The sequence below is a fragment of the Seohaeicola saemankumensis genome (assembly GCF_042678485.1).
In the GTDB taxonomy this organism is placed as follows: domain Bacteria; phylum Pseudomonadota; class Alphaproteobacteria; order Rhodobacterales; family Rhodobacteraceae; genus Seohaeicola; species Seohaeicola saemankumensis.
Genome location: NZ_JBHTKR010000001.1, coordinates 191,667 through 205,740 on the forward strand (window position 1 = coordinate 191,667; position 14,074 = coordinate 205,740).

Annotated in this window: 16 protein-coding genes; 11 read left to right on the forward strand and 5 right to left on the reverse strand. The window is 65.3% G+C overall.

Translation table 11 applies throughout. From position 1 onward, the window contains the following. Nucleotides 1-82 precede the first annotated feature (82 nt). Nucleotides 83-250, forward strand: a complete 168-nt coding sequence (rpmG, locus tag ACFQ3C_RS00885) for a 50S ribosomal protein L33 (protein WP_008233681.1) — start codon at nt 83-85, stop codon at nt 248-250. A 91-nt stretch (nt 251-341) separates the two neighbouring features. Continuing rightward, the gene (locus ACFQ3C_RS00890; protein WP_380788278.1) at nt 342-1,031 is read left to right on the forward strand and encodes a VIT1/CCC1 transporter family protein; all 690 of its coding nucleotides are present in this window, start codon (nt 342-344) and stop codon (nt 1,029-1,031) included. Nucleotides 1,032-1,162: 131 nt separating this feature from the next. Here ACFQ3C_RS00890 and ACFQ3C_RS00895 read toward each other — a convergent pair whose 3' ends face one another. After that, complete coding sequence (locus ACFQ3C_RS00895; protein WP_380788280.1) at nt 1,163-1,903, reverse strand: Bax inhibitor-1/YccA family protein; 741 nt, start codon at nt 1,901-1,903, stop codon at nt 1,163-1,165. 154 nt (nt 1,904-2,057) lie between these two features. Then, nucleotides 2,058-2,279: a DUF1127 domain-containing protein gene (locus ACFQ3C_RS00900; protein ID WP_380788282.1), complete on the reverse strand. Its 222-nt coding sequence runs from the start codon at nt 2,277-2,279 to the stop codon at nt 2,058-2,060. A 122-nt stretch (nt 2,280-2,401) separates the two neighbouring features. On the opposite strand from ACFQ3C_RS00900, the gene ACFQ3C_RS00905 reads away from it, so the two are divergent. After that, entirely contained in the window at nt 2,402-3,253 is an 852-nt protein-coding gene (locus tag ACFQ3C_RS00905) for a LysR family transcriptional regulator (protein ID WP_380788284.1), read from the forward strand. 12 nt (nt 3,254-3,265) lie between these two features. Here the strand turns inward: ACFQ3C_RS00905 and ACFQ3C_RS00910 are convergent, their stop codons facing one another. After that, nucleotides 3,266-4,225, reverse strand: coding sequence for an NADPH:quinone oxidoreductase family protein (locus tag ACFQ3C_RS00910; RefSeq protein WP_380788286.1), 960 nt, complete (start codon nt 4,223-4,225; stop codon nt 3,266-3,268). 240 nt (nt 4,226-4,465) lie between these two features. Between ACFQ3C_RS00910 and ACFQ3C_RS00915 the strand changes: the two genes are divergently transcribed. The 4 genes from ACFQ3C_RS00915 (at nt 4,466) to ACFQ3C_RS00930 (ending at nt 7,780) form a co-directional block, all read left to right on the forward strand. Further along, entirely contained in the window at nt 4,466-4,885 is a 420-nt protein-coding gene (locus ACFQ3C_RS00915) for a helix-turn-helix domain-containing protein (RefSeq protein WP_380788288.1), read from the forward strand. Between the two features lie 52 nt (nt 4,886-4,937). After that, nucleotides 4,938-5,753, forward strand: coding sequence for an inositol monophosphatase family protein (locus ACFQ3C_RS00920; protein WP_380788290.1), 816 nt, complete (start codon nt 4,938-4,940; stop codon nt 5,751-5,753). 103 nt (nt 5,754-5,856) lie between these two features. Next, nucleotides 5,857-7,224: an 8-oxoguanine deaminase gene (locus ACFQ3C_RS00925; RefSeq protein WP_380788293.1), complete on the forward strand. Its 1,368-nt coding sequence runs from the start codon at nt 5,857-5,859 to the stop codon at nt 7,222-7,224. 124 nt (nt 7,225-7,348) lie between these two features. Further along, entirely contained in the window at nt 7,349-7,780 is a 432-nt protein-coding gene (locus ACFQ3C_RS00930) for a CAP domain-containing protein (RefSeq protein ID WP_380788295.1), read from the forward strand. A gap of 49 nt (nt 7,781-7,829) precedes the next feature. On the opposite strand, the gene guaD is transcribed toward ACFQ3C_RS00930, so the two are convergent. Further along, nucleotides 7,830-9,119 (reverse strand): guanine deaminase, encoded by a 1,290-nt coding sequence (guaD, locus tag ACFQ3C_RS00935; protein ID WP_380788297.1) that lies wholly within the window; start codon nt 9,117-9,119, stop codon nt 7,830-7,832. Between the two features lie 130 nt (nt 9,120-9,249). Here guaD and mgtE point away from each other — a divergent pair, with 130 nt between their 5' ends. The 4 genes from mgtE to ACFQ3C_RS00955 all read left to right on the forward strand — a co-directional run bounded on the left by mgtE (nt 9,250) and on the right by ACFQ3C_RS00955 (nt 13,039). Then, the gene (gene mgtE, locus ACFQ3C_RS00940) at nt 9,250-10,659 is read left to right on the forward strand and encodes a magnesium transporter (protein WP_380788299.1); all 1,410 of its coding nucleotides are present in this window, start codon (nt 9,250-9,252) and stop codon (nt 10,657-10,659) included. A gap of 8 nt (nt 10,660-10,667) precedes the next feature. Beyond that, the gene (locus ACFQ3C_RS00945; RefSeq protein ID WP_380788301.1) at nt 10,668-11,249 is read left to right on the forward strand and encodes a 5-formyltetrahydrofolate cyclo-ligase; all 582 of its coding nucleotides are present in this window, start codon (nt 10,668-10,670) and stop codon (nt 11,247-11,249) included. Between the two features lie 97 nt (nt 11,250-11,346). Next, the gene (locus ACFQ3C_RS00950) at nt 11,347-12,165 is read left to right on the forward strand and encodes a TIGR00282 family metallophosphoesterase (RefSeq protein WP_380788303.1); all 819 of its coding nucleotides are present in this window, start codon (nt 11,347-11,349) and stop codon (nt 12,163-12,165) included. Between the two features lie 133 nt (nt 12,166-12,298). Then, a complete protein-coding gene (locus ACFQ3C_RS00955) occupies nt 12,299-13,039 on the forward strand; it encodes a YebC/PmpR family DNA-binding transcriptional regulator (protein WP_380788305.1) in 741 nt (246 codons plus the stop codon). 96 nt (nt 13,040-13,135) lie between these two features. Here ACFQ3C_RS00955 and ACFQ3C_RS00960 read toward each other — a convergent pair whose 3' ends face one another. Continuing rightward, entirely contained in the window at nt 13,136-14,074 is a 939-nt protein-coding gene (locus ACFQ3C_RS00960; protein ID WP_380788307.1) for a LysR substrate-binding domain-containing protein, read from the reverse strand.

Sequence of the window (14,074 nt, forward strand, 5' to 3'; positions counted from 1 at the left end):
TGACTCTGGTGCGCGCGCGGGTAAAAGCCGGGGTTCAAGGAATTTCACGGGCGGCTGCGTCGTCCGGCGTAGGAGAATAGCAATGGCGAAGCCGACGACCATCAAGATCCGTCTGAACTCGACCGCGGGCACGGGCCATTTTTACGTGACCAAGAAAAATGCCCGCACCATGACCGAGAAGATGGTGATCAAGAAATACGACCCCGTCGTGCGCAAGCACGTGGAGTACAAGGAAGGCAAGATCAAGTAATTGATCCGCCATCCGTTTCGGACAGGGCCACGCCGCGCGCGTGGCCTTTTTCGTTTCACCCCTTTTGCAAATGAGTTTCAGGACCAAGTGGATGCCGAAAGAGGGACATTTCATCAACCGCAGCAACTGGCTGCGCGCCTCGGTTCTTGGGGCCAATGACGGCATCGTGTCCACGGCCAGCCTTCTGGTGGGTGTCGCCTCTGCGGGGATGGACCGCAGCGGGATCTTGCTGGCAGGGCTGGCGGGTCTGAGCGCGGGGGCGCTGTCGATGGCGGCGGGGGAATATGTTTCGGTCTCGACCCAGCAGGATATCGAGGCGGCCGATCTTGAACGCGAACGCGCGGCGCTTGAGGACGATCCCGATTACGAACTGTCGGAACTGGCCGAAGGGCTTGAGGCGCGCGGCGTCGCGTCAGGCCTGGCGCTGAAGGTGGCGCAACAGATGACCGATCACGATGCGCTTGACGCCCATGCGCGCGAGGAGCTGGGCATGCACGGGCTGGCGGGTGACGCCAATGCGCTGCAGGCCGCCTGGGCCTCGTCCCTCAGTTTCGCCTTGGGCGCGTCCATGCCGCTGCTGGGGGCCGTGGTGGCGCCACAGGGGCTGACCGTGGGCGTCGTGGCCGCGGTGGCCTTGCTGGCGCTGGTGATCCTTGGGGGCACCGGCGCGCGGCTGGGCGGGGCGCCGATCCGCCCGTCGATCCTGCGCGTGGTCTTCTGGGGCAGTCTTGCCATGCTGGTGACATCGACCGTGGGGCGCATGTTCGGGGTGCATGTCTGAAACGGCACCACTGGGGCAATGCAACAAGGGCCATCACTCCGGGGTAATCCAGTTCGGGACATCCCGCAGGTGGCAATGAAAAAGGGCCGGTCTGGTGACCGGCCCTTTCGTCATGTCGGAGGAATCTGCGCTTATTCGCGATTGCCGAACAGCTGCAGCAGCATCATGAACATGTTGATGAAGTTCAGGTACAGGCTCAGCGCGCCCATGATACCCGACTTCGCGATCCATTCCGCATCGCCATGCGCGGCGTGCTGGATGTAGGTCGTCTTGATGTTCTGGGTGTCATATGCGGTCAGACCGGCGAAGATCAGCACGCCCAGTACCGAGATCGCGAACATGATCGCGGGCGAGCCCAGGAAGATGTTGACGATCGACGCCACGACCAGGCCGATCACGCCCATGATCAGGAACGCGCCCCAACCCGAGATGTCTTTCTTGGTGGTATAGCCATAAAGCGACAGGCCCGCGAAGGCGATGGATGTAACCAGGAAGACCTGCGCGATCGAGAAGCCGGTGAAGGCCACGAAGATCCAGGACAGCGACAGGCCCATCACGGCCGCGAAGGCATAGAAGAAGGTCTGCGCGGCTGCGGCCGAGAAACGGTTGATCATGGCCGAGAAGCCGAAAACCATCGCCAGCGGGGCGAACATGATGATCCAGCCCAGGATGTTCGGGCTCAGGGTCACCGGATCGCGGAAAATGCTCAGAAGCGCGGGGCTGGTGCCGACGGCCCATGCCACTGCGAATGTGATCAGCATGCCCACGGACATCGTCCCGTAGACCTTGTTCATGTGGGTGCGAAGACCCTCGTCGATCTGGGCGGTGCGAATGCCCGCCGTTGCCGTCCGGAAAGTGTTGTACTCAGCCATTGATGCCTCCGAAAAAATGACACGCACGCCCTTCATGGACGTATTGGGTCGAATATTGGCAACCACGGTTCGCTTTTCAAGGTTTTCCGGACTGGAAACATATTTTTTCGCCACCTGTTTTGCGGACAAGGCAAGGGGCGCCGACTTGCCCCGTTTACCACCGATGCGGTAAATCCCATGCGGGGCGGCCGGCCTCGGCGCGGGCCTCGTCCTGCGTGATCCCGATATCGGTCAGGGCTGCGGCATCCAGTCGCGCCAGCGCCGCCCGCTGCCGATGGGCCGCGCGCATCAGCGTCACGCGGCGCAGCAGGGCCGATGGGGTCAGGCGGGCGGGAAGGGCGAATCCGGCAAACCGGGCAAGGGGGCGTGTGGACATTTCAGATGCTTTCCTGTTTGTGATCCATGCGGCGGCACAGATCATTTCTGGTGATATGTATCTGCCGCAGAAGCATAAGAAAAATGAATGTTCATGACGTTATCAATCACGAAAGCAGATGAATGCGGAATCTTGATATCACGACCCTGCGGTCTTTCGTGGCTGTGGCCGATCTGGGCGGCGTGACCCGCGCCGCGGGCCACCTGCATCTGACGCAATCGGCTGTGTCCATGCAGCTCAAGCGGCTGGAAGAGGTGCTGGGCCTCAACCTGCTGGACCGATCGAACCGCAGTGTCTCGCTGACGGCGGCGGGGCAGCAGATGCTGGGCTATGCCCGGCGCATGGTCGACATGAACGACGAGGTGATGGCCCGGCTGACCGACCAGACCTTTGAGGGCGAAATCGTGCTGGGCGTGCCCCATGACATCGTGCTGCCCGCCGTGCCCCATGTGCTGCAACGGTTCAACACCATGTTTCCGCGCATGAAGGTGCAACTGATCACCAGTTTCACCCGCGATCTGAAGGCCAAGTACCAGCGCGGCGAATGCGACATCATCCTGACGACCGAAACGGGGCTTGAGCCTGGCGGCGAGACCCTGACCGCGCTGCCCCTGAAATGGGTGGGCGCATCGGGCGGCAGTGCCTGGCGGCAACGGCCGCTGCGACTGGTCTTCGGGCGGCACTGCATCTTTCGGGCGGGGGCCATCGCGGCGCTTGAGGCCGCGGGCATCGACTGGGAACTGGCGGTCGAGACGGAATCCGACCGCACGATCGAGGCCACGGTCAGCGCCGACATGGGGCTGAACGCGATGATCGACGGCATGCAGCCGCGCCATCTGGAGCAGGTCGATCACGGTGGCGCGCTGCCCGAATTGACGCTGCAGAAGATCAACATGTACGGCGTCGAACGGGCGCGCGGCGAGGTGCTGGCCCAGTTGGGCGGGCTGCTGCGGCAGGCCTATCAGACCCTCTGACGACCGGCGCGGTCACATCGTGATGACGACCTTGCCGGTCGAGGCGCGGCTGCGCAGCAGTTCCAGCCCGTCCTCGACCTGTTCCAGCGGCAGGATGTGGCTGACATGGGGCTTGATGCGTCCGGCGGCATACCAGTCCAGCAGCACACGCAGGCTGTCTGTCAGGGCCTTGGGGTTGAACCGCATGTAACCGCCCCAATAGACGCCCAGCACGCTCAGGTTCTTGACCAGCAGGTGATTGGCCGGGATCTGCGGCACCTCTCCGCTGGCAAAACCGATGGGCAGCAGGCGCGCCTCGGGGTTGCAGGCGCGGAACGCGGCTTGCCACTGTTCACCGCCGACCGGATCATAGACCACATCCGCCCCGCCCAGTGATTTCACGATCGCGCGGATATCGTCGGTGCCTGCGTCGATCAGGTGATCGGCACCGGCGCGCCGCGCGGCCTCCAGCTTGTCCTTGCCGCGGGCGCAGGCGATCACGGTCGCGCCCATCAGCTTGCCCACCTCGACGGCCGTCAGGCCCACGCCGCCCGCAGCCCCCAGCACCAGCAAACGCTCGCCCGGTTGCAGGCGCGCGCGGTGTCCAAGGGCAAGGTGTGATGTGCCATAGGCAATCAGGAACGCGGCCGCGTCGGTCATGGGCATGGCGTCGGGCAGCGGGACAGCGCGATGCGCGTCGAAACAGCCGTATTCGGCCAGCCCGCCCTGGCCGCCGAAAACCGCGACCCTTGTGCCGATGGCGGGACCTTCGGTACCCTCGCCCAGTGCTTCGACCGTTCCGGCCACTTCCATGCCCAGGGTGAAGGGGGCGGCGGGCGTGTCCTGATACTGGCCTTTCAGCATCAGCAGATCGGCGAAGTTCAGCCCGCAGGCCGCGATCCGCAGGCGGATCTGTCCGGGGCCGGGCCGGGGCAGGTCGATCTGCATCACGCTGGCCGGCGCGTCGGGGGCGGGTTTGTGATAGGCGCGCATGAAACCTCCTTGGGCGGGTCGGTTCCGGTTATGGCAGCGAATCGCGCCGCGGCAAAGCGCCGGACCGTGCAATCGGGCATGCAGAACTGCGACAGCTGGCCTGTGATCAACCGGGCCGTGCAAAAAACTGTATTCTGACGAGATCTTTTCGTGTAGAAAGGAGCTGTTAAGAGTGTGGCGCGCAAGCTGGGCCAAGGCCCGCAAGCCGCTGGTTGTGTGTGTAAACAGAGAGGTAAGAGTATGTCGCATCATGTTGATGTGCATGTCGGAAAGCGTATCCGGCATCGCCGTTGGTTGCTGGCCATGACCCAGCAGCAGTTGGCCGAACAGGTCGGCATCAAGTTCCAGCAAATCCAGAAATACGAGACCGGCGCGAACCGTGTCAGCGCCTCGCGGTTGTGGGATATCGCCGACAGCCTTGGGGTGCCTGTCAGTTTCTTTTTCGAAGGTCTTGCCAATGCACAGGGCGAGCTGGCGCCAGTCACGCCACATGGCGCGCATCTGCCCCGCTCGATCCTGCCGGATGCTGACGGCGCGGGGTCGAAGGATCTGATGGGCGACCGCGAGGCGATGGACCTTGTGCGGACCTATTACGCCATTCCCGAGAACCAGCGCCGCCGCCTGTTCGACCTGGCGCGCGTGCTGTCGGACGCGGCTTGAGCCCGGGGACTGGCTGCGCTACCCAGTCGGGGCAACCTGCCTTGGGGGTAACATGGCCAGTCTTTCCGCATCCGATCCCGTGGCCGCCGACCTTATCGCCACGGCGCATGAGCTGGCGGATGCGGCGCGTGCCGCCGTGCTGCCATGGTTTCGCGCTGCCAGCCTGTCCGCCGACAACAAGCAGGCGGGCGGTTTCGATCCCGTGACCCAGGCCGACCGCGCCGCCGAAGAGGCGATGCGCGCGGTTCTGGCGCGCCGCCGCCCCCATGACGGCGTGACCGGCGAGGAATTCGGCGATCTTGCAGGCACCTCAGGCCTGCGCTGGGTGCTCGATCCCGTGGACGGGACCCGCGCCTTTCTGTCTGGCGCGCCGACCTGGGGCGTGCTGATTGCCGTGGCCGACCAGGCGGGGCCGATCTTTGGGGTGATCGACCAGCCCTATATCGGCGAACGCTTCTGGGGTGGCTTTGGCCAGTCCGCCATGCGTGGCCCGATGGGCGAGGGTGATCTGGGCGTGCGTGGCGCGCGCCCCCTGGGGGACAGCATCCTGTTCACGACGTTCCCCGAAGTCGGCACCAAGGCCGAAGAGGCAGGGTTTCGCGCCGTTGCCGAACAGGTGCAACTGGTGCGCTACGGGATGGATTGCTACGCCTATGCGCTGCTGGCCGCCGGCCAGATCGACCTGGTGATCGAGGCCGGCCTGAGCGACTATGACGTTCAGGCCCCGATCGCGGTGATCCGGGCGGCGGGCGGCATCGTCACCGACTGGCAGGGCGGCCCGGCCCATCATGGCGGACGTATCCTTGCCGCCGCCGGGGCAGAGCAGCACGCGGCCGCACTGGCGATCCTGCGCCAGGTTCCGGCTTGATCCGCCCCGTCTGACGGGGCTATCCTTGATCCGTGCGCGCCTCTTGGCCCCTTTCCGGTGCGCGCCGCGTGGATGAGGGGGCGCTGTCTGACCGGAGGCGCCCATGACATCGTTCACCCCCTCGACCCGATCCGAGATCCTGATCCGCGATGCGGACCATATCCTGACCATGGATGACGCGCGCAGCGAATGGCGCGGGGCCGATATCCTGATCCGGGGCGGCGTGATCGCCGCTATCGGTCCCGATCTGGCGCGGTTGCATCCCGCCGCCGAGGTGCTGCGCGCCGCCGGATGCGTCGTGACGCCGGGCCTGGTGAATACGCATCACCATCTTTACCAAAGCCTGACCAGGGCAGTGCCCGACGGGCAGGATGCGCTGCTGTTCGGCTGGCTGAAAACGCTCTATCCGATCTGGTCGCGCTTCGGTCCCGAAGAGATGCGGATCAGCGCGCTGACGGGGCTGGCCGAACTGGCGCTGTCGGGGTGTACGCTGTCGTCGGATCACCTCTATCTTTATCCCAACGGCGCGCGGCTGGAGGATACGATCCACGCCGCCGCCGACCTGGGGCTGCGCTTTCATCCCACGCGCGGCGCGATGAGCATCGGGCAAAGCGCCGGTGGCCTGCCGCCCGATGACCTGGTCGAGGATGAGGCCGCCATTCTTGAGGATTGCATCCGGGTGATCGATGCGTTTCACGATCCCGCCGAGGGGGCGATGTGTCGCGTGGGCGTGGCCCCCTGTTCGCCGTTTTCGGTCAGCCGCGAGCTGATGCGCGACGCGGCCCTGCTGGCGCGCGACAAGGGTGTGATGCTGCATACCCATCTGGCCGAAAATGACGAGGATATTGCCTATTCGCTGGCGCAGTTCGGGTGTCGTCCCGGCCAATATGCCGAGGATCTGGGCTGGACGGGCGATGATGTCTGGCACGCGCATTGCGTGAAGCTTGATGGCCAGGAGATTGATCTGTTTGCCAGAACCCGGACCGGCGTGGCGCATTGCCCCTGTTCCAACTGTCGGCTGGGGTCGGGTGTGGCCCCGGTGCGGGCGATGCGCGACGCGGGCGTGCCGGTGGGGCTGGGCGTTGACGGATCGGCCAGCAATGACAGCGGCAACCTGATGCTTGAGGCGCGCCAGGCCATGCTGTTGCAGCGCGTCACGCTGGGCGCGGACAAGATGAGCGCGCGCGAGGCGCTGGAGATCGCCACGCGCGGCGGCGCCGATGTGCTGGGACGGCCCGATGTGGGGCGTCTGGCGGTGGGCAAGCGTGCCGATATCGCGATCTGGGATGTCTCGGGTGTGGAAAGTGCGGGCAGCTGGGACCCGGCCGCGCTGGTGCTGGCGGGGCCGGCGCGGGTGCGCGACCTGCTGGTCGAGGGGCGGCGCGTGGTGCGCGAGGGGCAGATCGCCACCATCGATCTGCCGCGCCTGCTGGAGGCGCAGCGCCGCCTTGCGCTTGGCCTGGCCAGCTAGGGTATCCGGGCGATTCGGTGGATTTTCGCCGAGGCCCGCACAGGCGTCTGGCCAAATCGCCATAATTTCACCAAAGTGCCATGCGAGAAACGCGATATATGAAAACGGCCATCTTCGAGGGATCATGATCCGTACTATCCTGGTCATTCTGGCGCTGACGATTTCGCCCGTCACACCTGCCTTCGCCAGCACGGAAAGCTTTGTCGCGCAGACACTGAATGCCCAGCGTGCCGCGCATGGTCTGCAAGCGGTCCAGCCGCACAAGCTGCTGATGGCCGCGGCCCAGGCCCATGCCCGTGACATGGCGCGGGGCGGGTTCATGTCGCATCGCGGGTCGGACGGGTCCAACGTGGCGCAGCGGGTCGAGCGGCAGGGATTTTGCTATCGCTACGTGAACGAGAATATCGCGATGGGGTTTCGTGATCCGGCCCAGGTCATGACGGGCTGGTATAATTCGCCCGGTCACCGCCGCAATGCCTTGTCGCGCAAGGTCACGCATTACGGTTTCGCCGCGGTGGATCGCAGCTGGGTCCTGGTGATGGGCCGCCCCTGCTGAGGCGATGCAACCGGGCGCGACCAACCGGGCGCGACCGATGTACAATTTTTCACACCAGCCTTTGTCCTGATACCCATGTCGCGCGGATCGCGCGGTCGTCGCCCATCATGATCGTGGGAAAGACCGCCTCCCAGATATCCTGCGCCCTTGTGCTGCGCTGGGCGATCGCCGGTGTCGCGTTCAGGTCGATCGCCACGATATCGGCCTCCATCCCCGGGGCGAGGTTGCCGATGCGCCCGTCCAGCCGCAGCGCCCGCGCCGATCCGACCGTCGCCAGCCATAAAAGCTGCGCGGGATGCAAGGCGGTGCCGCGCAGCTGGCCCACCTCATAGGCGGCGGCCATGGTCCGCAGCATCGAAAAGCTGGACCCGCCGCCGGTATCGGTGGCCAGGCCCACGCGTTGCCCTGCCGCCACCAGCCCTGCCATGTCGAACAGGCCCGATCCGATGAAGGTGTTGGATGTCGGGCAATGCACCAGTGCGGCCCCCACCTCAAGCAGGCGGTCCCTTTCGCGCGGTTCCAGATGGATCGCATGACCGTAAAGGCCGTTGGCGCCCAGCAGCCCGTGGCTCTCGTAGGTGTCAAGGTAATCGCGCGCCTGCGGGTAGAGGCCGCGCACCCAGGCGATCTCGTCCGTCTGTTCGCTCAGATGGGTCTGCATCAGGCAGTCGGGATGTTCAGCCCAGAGCGCACCCAGCGCCGCCAGCTGGTCTGGGGTCGAGGTGGGTGAAAACCGCGGCGTGATGGCATAGGACAGCCGGTCGACGCCATGCCATTTCCCGAGCAGCGCGCGGCTGTCGTCATAGGCCGATTGCGCGGTGTCGCGCAGCCCTTCGGGTGCGTTGCGATCCATGCAGGTCTTGCCGGCCACCACGCGCTGTCCCCGCGCCCGTGCTGCGTCAAAGAAGGCATCCACGCTGGCTGGGTGGATCGTGGCATAGCTGCAGACGGTCGTGGTGCCATTGGCCAGCGTCAGGTCAAGGTAGCGGCCCGCGATATCCGCCGCATAGGCGGGATCGGCGAATCGCATCTCCTCGGGGAAGGTGTAGAGGTTCAGCCAGTCGATCAGGCGCTTGCCCCAGCTGGCGATGATCGCGGTCTGCGGGTAATGCACATGGGCGTCCACGAACCCCGCCATCAGCAGCGCATCGCCGTGATCCACCACCCGCGCCTGCGGATGTGCCGCGCGCAGATCCGCCCCATGGCCGACCGCCGTCACATGGCCGCCTTCGATCAGGGCGCCCCCCGCGCTGTCATGGATCGCGGCGTCCGGCCCCACGACGAAAGGGTCGGCGGCGAAGCGCAGGGTCTGCCCCAGCAAAAGCGTCTGTGCGGTCATCGGGATTTCCTTTCATCCGCAGTCTAGGGATCGGGCGATGCAAGGTAAATCACCCCTGTTTTCCCCGGTAAGCATTGTTTCCGCCCATCCCTTTCCGCTAAGTAGGGTCAAGCGCGGACAGGAGGGTGACATGGCCGAAGACGAAGACCTGATCGACCGTTCCGCGGACACGCCCAACGAGCCGCAATCCAGTGGCAGATACGGGCTGGAGCGGCGCACCGTCGCCGCGATTCTGGACGCTGTCGAGAGTGGCGACGCCACCCTGCTGACCCAGTTGATGGAGCCGCTGCACCCGGCCGACATCGCCGACCTTCTGGAGCAGATCGACCGCGACGACCGCCGCGCGCTGATCCGGCTTTACGGCAAGGAATTCGACGGCGACATCCTGTCGGAACTGGGTGAAAGCATCCGCGAGGACGTGATTTCGGTCTTGAACCCGCAGGTTCTGGCCGATGCCGTGCGCGAGCTGGACAGCGACGATGTTGTGGACCTTCTGGAGGATCTGGAAGCGCCGCAGCAAGACGCGATTCTGGATGCGCTGGAAGACGCGGACCGCGTCGCCGTGCAGCAGGCCATGACCTATCCGGAATATTCCGCCGGTCGCCTGATGCAGCGCGAGGTGGTGATGGCCCCCGAACACTGGAGCGTCGGCGAGGCTATTGATTTTCTACGTAACTCCGAAGACTTGCCGGATCAGTTCTACCATGTGGTGCTGGTAGATCCGCGCCTGCATCCGGTGGGCAATGTGACGCTGGGCAAGATCATGCGCTCGCGCCGGGACGTGGCGCTGCGCGATATCACGGAAGACGCGTTTCACCTGATCCCGGTCACGCAATATGACGGCGACGTGGCCTATGCGTTCAACCAGTATCACCTGATCTCGGCGCCGGTGGTGGATGAGGACGGCCGGCTTGTGGGGGTCATCACCATTGATGACGCCATGGCCGTGCTGGACGAGGAACACGAAGAGGACATCCTGCGGATGGCCGGTGTCAGCGAAGATGCCAGCCTGTCGGATACGATCCTGGAGGCCGCGCGCGGGCGCGCGGTCTGGCTGTTCGTGAACCTTCTGACGGCGATCCTTGCCTCGCTGGTGATCGACGCCTTCGCCGAGACGATCAACCAGATGGTGGCATTGGCGGTGCTGATGCCCATCGTTGCCTCGATGGGGGGCAACGCGGGCACGCAGACAATGACCGTGGCCGTCCGCTCGATCGCGACCCGCGACCTGACGGCGCAGAACGCGATGCGGGTGATCTGGCGCGAGGTATCCGTGGGGGCGCTGAACGGCGTGGTGTTCGGCCTGCTGATGGCGCTGGTCGCCGGGGTCTGGTTCGGGGTGCCGATGCTGGCCGCGGTGATCGGTGTGGCGATGCTTCTGACGCAGGTGGCGGCGGCGCTGGGGGGGATCGTGATCCCGATGGCGCTGGAGCGGCTAAAGATCGACCCGGCGCTGGCCTCGGGTCCCTTCGTGACCACCGTGACCGATGTCGTGGGCTTTTTCGCCTTCCTCGGCCTGGCGTCAGCCGTGCTGATGTAGGGGCGGGCATGGGGGATGATACCGACCTGGGCATGATCAAGGCCGCCGCGCGGCGCGCCGCCTTTGCCCGGCGCAAGGCCGCTTTCGATGCGCTTGGCCCGGATCACGCCGACCTGCTTTCGGATGTGCTTGCCCCCCATGCGGGCAAGGTGATCGCGGGCTACATGCCGATGCGCACCGAGATCAGCCCCCTGGCCGCGATGCGCCGCATGGCAGCGGCCGGACCGGTCGGCGTGCCGGTCATCCAGGGCAGCGGCATGCCCCTGCGCTTTGCGCGCTGGACACCGGATTGCGCCATGGTGGCGGGTGAATTCGGCGCACAGATCCCCGCCGTTCCGGACTGGCTTGTGCCCGATGTTCTGATCGTGCCCCTGGTCGCCTTTGACCGGCAGGGTGGGCGGCTGGGCTATGGCGGCGGGTTCTACGATCGCACGCTGGAGCAGCGTCGCGCGCAGGGCCCGGTGCTGGCGATCGGGTTTGCGTTCGGCGCGCAGGAGGCGTCGGAGCTGCCGCTGGAGCCGACCGACCAGTGGCTGGACCTGATCGTGACCGAAGCCGAGGTGATCGCCCCTGGCGGAGGTGGCGCGTGAGTATTTATGGAACGATGAAGCGGGGGCCTGCAGTTTTTCAGCGGTCGCACAACCTTCACACTTGCCGCAGCCGGGCATTGGCCCTAGGCCTTTGGGCATGAAAATTCTGTTCCTTGGCGATGTCATGGGCCGGGCCGGACGGCAGGCAATATCCGAGAACCTTCCGCGTCTCAGGACCGAATGGAAGCTGGATTTCGTCGTGGTCAATGGCGAGAACGCGTCCAGCGGAGCCGGGCTGACGGGGGATCATGCGCGGGTGCTGCTGGCGGCCGGAGCGGATTGCATCACGCTTGGCGATCACGCCTTCGACCAGAAGGACATGTTGCAGTTCATCGAGAACGAGCCGCGAATCCTGCGCCCGCTGAATTTCGCCAAGGGCGCGCCGGGGCGCGGTCACCGTGTCTTTTCGGATGCGCGGGGGCGCAAGGTTCTGGTGACGCAAGTGCTGGGCAACGTGTTCATGAAGCGCGCCTTCGATGATCCGTTTTCCGCCGTGGATCAGGTGCTGTCTGCCCATCCGCTGGGCGGGGCGGTGCAGGCCGCGATCGTGGACATGCATTGCGAGGCGACCAGCGAGAAGATGGGCATGGGCCATTTCTGTGCGGGCCGGGCCAGCCTTGTGGTTGGCACGCATACGCATGTGCCGACCTCGGACGCGATGATCCTGGGCGGGGCCACGGCCTATCTGACCGATGCCGGCATGTGCGGTGACTACAACAGTGTCATCGGCATGGAAAAGGACGAACCGATGCGCCGCTTTGTCACCGGCATGGCCAAGGGCCGCTTTACCCCGGCGATGGGCGAGGCGACCCTGTCGGGCGTTTATGTCGAAACCGACGACATGACCGGGCGCGCCACCCGCGTCCGCGCCGTGCGCCATGGCGGCAAGCTGGAGGCGTCGGGCCCGCTGGGCTGAGCCTGTTTTCCGCGCGCGTCGCGCCATGTCTCGGACGGCCTTGCGAGGGGCCGTGCTGCTGACATATAGAGGCGCAATTCGCCAGACCGGCAGATTCAGACACGCAGTCATATATACGCAGACGGAGGCACGCATGGCCGGCCACTCAAAATGGGCAAACATCCAGCATCGCAAGAACCGCCAGGATTCGGTGCGGGCAAAGCTGTTCTCGAAGCTGTCCAAGGAAATCACCGTGGCGGCCAAGATGGGCGATCCCGACCCCGAGAAGAACCCGCGCCTGCGCCTGGCGGTGAAGGAAGCGAAATCGCAATCCTGCCCCAAGGACGTGATCGAACGCGCGATCAAGAAGGCGATCGGCGGCGAAGGCGAGGCCTATGAGGAAATCCGCTATGAGGGGTATGGCCCGAATGGCGTTGCCATCATCGTCGAGGCGATGACCGACAACCGCAACCGTACCGCCTCCAACGTGCGCTCGACCTTCACCAAGAACGGCGGCAACCTGGGCGAAACCGGATCGGTCGCCTTCATGTTCGACCGCAAGGGCGAGATCACTTACCCGGTATCGGTCGGCGATGCCGACACCGTGCTGATGGCCGCGATCGAGGCGGGGGCCGAGGATGTGGAAAGCAGCGAGGATGGCCATATCATCTGGTGCGCCGATACCGACCTGAACGAGGTGGCCACCGCGCTTGAGGGTGTCTTGGGCGAATCCGACAGCACCAAGCTGGTCTGGAAGCCCATGACCACCACCGAGATGGATCTGGACAGCATGACCAAGCTGATGAAACTGGTGGATGCGCTGGAAGACGATGACGACGTGCAGCGTGTGACCACGAATTTCGAGGCCAGCGACGACGTGATGGGCCAGCTCTGATCTGATCCGGACCGATGATACATGCGCCAGGGGCGTCCCGCAGGGGGCGCCTCTTTGCTTTTGGCAGCTCTGACCGGGCTGATCGGCGCCTTGCCGCTATGACGCGGCGATCTGTTGCAAGGCGTCTCGCAGGTGGATGCCGAATGCGCGCGCCAGAAGGGATGGCGGGCGGTGTGCCGGGGTCAGGATGGACACGCTGCTGACGATCGCGGGATCAAAGGGGCGAAACACCACCCGGTCGCCTGCATGGCTGGCCGCCGTGATCCTGTCGCATAGCGTGCAGCACAGCCCCGCCGCCACAAGTTCAAGCGCCGGCAGGAAGGTTTGCAGCACGAACCGCCGGTTCAGCCTTGCGCCTGCCTGCTCGAAGGCTGCCCGTGTCGCGCGCCAGGTGTGATGCGCGTCAAAAAGCGTGGCCAGAGGGTGTCCGTCCAGATCGGCCGGCCCGATCCTGTCGCGCGCCGCAAGGGGGCTGGCCCGGGGGATGGCAAGCAGGCAGGGCAGGGCGAAATCCTCTGTCCGGATTGCGCCGCGTGCGCCGGGCGTTTCGGCCAGTCCGATGTCATATTCCTGGCTTGCGACCAGATCCTCGACCACGGCCGAGGAGCGCATCATGAGCGCCGCCTCGACGCCGGGGCGACCGTCGAGGAAACGCGCCAGGACGCGGGGCATGAAAAAGCCCGAGGCCGCGGGGTGGCAGGCGATCCGCAGGCGGCCATGATCCAGCTTGCCGATCTCGTCCATGATGCGGGCGGACTGGGCCAGCCGTTCCAGCACGGCCTCGGCCTCTTCGAGAAAATAGTAGGCTTCGGGGCGGGGGGTCAGGCGGCCATGTTCACGCAGGAACAAGGGATAGCGCAATTCGCGCTCCAGTCCCGCGATCATGGCGCTGACGGCGGGTTGCGTGCGGCCAAGGGCGCGGCTTGCCTCGGAGATCGAGCCGGTACGCATCACCTCGCGGAAGGTCTGAAGCTGGCGAAAGCTGAGGTTCATCGGTTCGATCGCGTCCTTGGGTTTGGGGCATGTATAAGCCAA

Excerpts from the sequence above, each read along its gene's own strand:
- guaD (WP_380788297.1), bottom strand. The coding sequence starts at position 9,119 with ATGACCGCACAGACGCTTTTGCTGGGGCAGACCCTGCGCTTCGCCGCC.
- ACFQ3C_RS00925 (WP_380788293.1), top strand. The coding sequence starts at position 5,857 with ATGACATCGTTCACCCCCTCGACCCGATCCGAGATCCTGATCCGCGAT.
- ACFQ3C_RS00955 (WP_380788305.1), top strand. The coding sequence starts at position 12,299 with ATGGCCGGCCACTCAAAATGGGCAAACATCCAGCATCGCAAGAACCGC.
- ACFQ3C_RS00945 (WP_380788301.1), top strand. The coding sequence starts at position 10,668 with ATGGGGGATGATACCGACCTGGGCATGATCAAGGCCGCCGCGCGGCGC.
- ACFQ3C_RS00910 (WP_380788286.1), bottom strand. The coding sequence starts at position 4,225 with ATGCGCGCCTATCACAAACCCGCCCCCGACGCGCCGGCCAGCGTGATG.
- ACFQ3C_RS00915 (WP_380788288.1), top strand. The coding sequence starts at position 4,466 with ATGTCGCATCATGTTGATGTGCATGTCGGAAAGCGTATCCGGCATCGC.
- ACFQ3C_RS00890 (WP_380788278.1), top strand. The coding sequence starts at position 342 with ATGCCGAAAGAGGGACATTTCATCAACCGCAGCAACTGGCTGCGCGCC.
- ACFQ3C_RS00930 (WP_380788295.1), top strand. The coding sequence starts at position 7,349 with ATGATCCGTACTATCCTGGTCATTCTGGCGCTGACGATTTCGCCCGTC.
- mgtE (WP_380788299.1), top strand. The coding sequence starts at position 9,250 with ATGGCCGAAGACGAAGACCTGATCGACCGTTCCGCGGACACGCCCAAC.
- ACFQ3C_RS00900 (WP_380788282.1), bottom strand. The coding sequence starts at position 2,279 with ATGTCCACACGCCCCCTTGCCCGGTTTGCCGGATTCGCCCTTCCCGCC.
- ACFQ3C_RS00920 (WP_380788290.1), top strand. The coding sequence starts at position 4,938 with ATGGCCAGTCTTTCCGCATCCGATCCCGTGGCCGCCGACCTTATCGCC.
- ACFQ3C_RS00895 (WP_380788280.1), bottom strand. The coding sequence starts at position 1,903 with ATGGCTGAGTACAACACTTTCCGGACGGCAACGGCGGGCATTCGCACC.
- ACFQ3C_RS00905 (WP_380788284.1), top strand. The coding sequence starts at position 2,402 with ATGCGGAATCTTGATATCACGACCCTGCGGTCTTTCGTGGCTGTGGCC.
- ACFQ3C_RS00950 (WP_380788303.1), top strand. The coding sequence starts at position 11,347 with ATGAAAATTCTGTTCCTTGGCGATGTCATGGGCCGGGCCGGACGGCAG.
- rpmG (WP_008233681.1), top strand. The coding sequence starts at position 83 with ATGGCGAAGCCGACGACCATCAAGATCCGTCTGAACTCGACCGCGGGC.